The sequence below is a fragment of the Richelia intracellularis HH01 genome (genome assembly GCF_000350105.1).
In the GTDB taxonomy this organism is placed as follows: domain Bacteria; phylum Cyanobacteriota; class Cyanobacteriia; order Cyanobacteriales; family Nostocaceae; genus Richelia; species Richelia intracellularis.
Map to the genome: position 1 here is coordinate 1 of NZ_CAIY01000057.1, position 3,004 is coordinate 3,004.

Genomic DNA, 3,004 nt, shown 5'->3' on the forward strand with positions numbered 1-3,004 from the left:
ATATAGGTTTTGTATATAGCTTTCTATTATTATGAAATCAACCATTGTAATTCGGTACAAATATAGGTATTAGGTTTGATTAAGAAGACTGTACTTTTTATATTATATTTTTTATGTTTATATTTTATATATAATAGTTATTATAATAATTAAGATTACTTAGAAGTAAATACTGCTACACTTATCTTTACAAGCAATCTCTTTAAATCAAATAATTTGAAATAGTCAACAAAAATTAGGTATTTTTAAGCAAAAGAATACCTAATTGAAGGGGCGTAAAATTAATACTATATTAGAGATTTTTTCTAGAAAAGTTTTCTCTTACTTATTTAATTTTATCAAAAATACAGAATTCATAGTTATCCGTAAATGTTTTATCATTAATCCAGACAAAATAAGAATCCTGTGTAGTTCATAAATTTAATCAATTAAATTAATGGTGGTTAATGATAAAACAAATATTTCTAAGGAACTCTTGAGAAATTGTTGTTTTATTTATCCCCTATCTAATTAAAAAATGATATTGCAGGAGAAAAATGGGGAATCTCCACAAATTCCTGGGAGTAATAATTACTAGCCTTGCTGACTTTATTATCATAGTAAATACAGGAAAAGGTTTAGAATTCAAAAAGTGACTAATAAAATCAAACATATAGTGAGAAGAAGAGCAAGTTCAATACTTTCGAATTTTAATAACTAATCAGTAACCCATTCTGAAGAAAGTTGAGGCAGACTAGTTTTGGTAGCAGTAGTATCATTCATTAGCCATAAGTTAGTCTCTCCATTTTCACCATTACGCCAAAAAATGTCGGTCTTACCGTCACCATTAAAATCACCAACATAGGGCTGTACAAATGATACGGTTGTTGGTAAAAATGCGGCCCTAGCAACTGATAAACCATCCATCATCCAAGCTGTATTCTCCCCAGTAATTTCGTTATGCCAAAAAATGTCGGTTTTACCATCTCCATTGAAATCGCCAACTGAGTATTTCCAATCCGAATCACGTTTTCTCACAGAACGACCAATTGTAAAGACCCCATTCATTAACCAAATTGAGTTTTCTCCTGTTTCTGAATTCCGCCAGAATATATCAGTTTTACTATCACCATTAAAGTCACCAGTATCATAACTCCAACCAGATTCAAAATTTAAGAGAGAATATTCAGCTAGATCTACACCATTCATGAACCAAACTTTATTCTCACCAGTGGTGTTATTACGCCAAAATATATCATTTTTGCCATTACCATCAAAATCAACAATACTAGCAGTCCAATTCAAATTCTTTTGAGATAGGAATGCAGCTGTAGTAACATTTGTATTATTAATTAACCAAGTAGCATTTTCTCCTGTTTGAGTATTACGCCAAAAAATATCGTTTCTACCATCCCCATTAAAATCAGCAATACTATACGACCAACTAGATTCAATAGTTTGCAAACTAGTATTTGATATAATTCTAGTACCATCAATTAACCAAATAGAGTTTTCTCCAGTACTTTGATTACGCCAGAAAATATCACTTTTACCATCACGGTTGAAATCTGCAAAACTGTAAGACCAATCAGAGCCAACATTTTCTAGGAAATCTGTAGATATAATATTACCTCCATCCATTAGCCATATAGCTGTTTCCCCTGTTTGACTATTGCGCCATAATTTGTCAGCTTTACCATCTCCATTAAAATCAGTAAAGATAGCTGCATTGCTAAAAATAGGATTAGGATTAGAACTTCTACCAGCAGTTTTAAACTGTTGGTTATTTAATGATTTTGATAATGAGCTATCAGAACTAACATTTTGATTATTAAGATTAAACCCCTCATCAAAATTATTAACAGTATTGGAAACATTTTGATAACCAACATTTTCCAATATATTAGCAATAGAATTATCAGCGAGTTGCATACTTTCTTTGATTGTAATTTACTATCATTCTCTCCTAGTCAAGCAATCTTTTTTGTCATTTTTTAACATCTGTTTCCTTTTAGGAATGTTGCTGATTATATATATTGTATGTTGAATAAAACTTTTCTGGTAAATAATTGATTCGTTGCTATAATTGTATTCATAATGTAATAGATTAAATTTGTTTGTAAATATATAGAAATTATACGGTACAATGTAGTTTGCAAAAAGTCATGCTATTAGCATCAACTAATTATCTAAAAAGCTAGATAAAAAGTTTTTTAAAATGAAATTTTATTTTTTACAATATAGTATGGCTGTTATGTTAATGACATATAGCTATTTTAGCATGTTCTATATATAAGCAGTATTTAAGAAATTAATTGGCTATTAATATTATCTTTGAAAGACAATATTAATAGCCAATTAATGCTATATTACCCATAATACTAATAAAGTAATTTATAGGGTGAAAATAAACCTATTTAAATAATTTATAATTACTATATAAATTATACTAATCAGCACAATTTTAATTTCGATGAGAGAAGCAAAAATTGATGAAGAATGTGGAATATACAAAAGGATAAATTTAGTAAAAGAATACTATAGATTAAATAGTAACAAAAATACGTATTTAGAAGATAGAAGCGATAGCTTTGAAAATTTTGTTTAGTAATTGAGAGTAAAAAATAACTTTTTTAAAAAGAGCTTTCTAGAATTTAGAGCATGCAGAAAAATTACAAGAAAATTTATCATGCTTATAAATTTCTAGTTAGCTCATTTTTAACAAGTAGTAGATATAGTGACTACAGTTAAATCATAAGATCAATTCCCAGATTTAACTTATACCTTTCAATAATAGTTTTCATCTTTTCTATTAACTCAAGTATTCCTACTAAATTAGCAAGTGAATTATAAATAAATTTTATTGCTTACATAATATAATATTAACTACATTAGTATTAGTGGTTTGAAATAGTAATGCAAGTATTGGAAATGAACTATTTAGAAGGCTAACATCATAAACTAGTAGATTGTATAAGGGAAGAAAGTTATATCTAATTAGTAAAAAATTTTTCATAGATTGTCC

General features: G+C 27.8%; 1 protein-coding gene. It reads right to left on the reverse strand.

Annotated features, from left to right (window positions below):
- Nucleotides 1–696: 696 nt before the first annotated feature.
- Nucleotides 697–1,911, reverse strand: coding sequence for an FG-GAP repeat domain-containing protein (locus RINTHH_RS07125; protein WP_008234753.1), 1,215 nt, complete (start codon nucleotides 1,909–1,911; stop codon nucleotides 697–699).
- Between the last annotated feature and the right edge of the window lie 1,093 nt (nucleotides 1,912–3,004).

Coding starts and splice junctions, on each gene's coding strand:
- RINTHH_RS07125 (WP_008234753.1), bottom strand. CDS start 1,911: ATGCAACTCGCTGATAATTCTATTGCTAATATATTGGAAAATGTTGGT.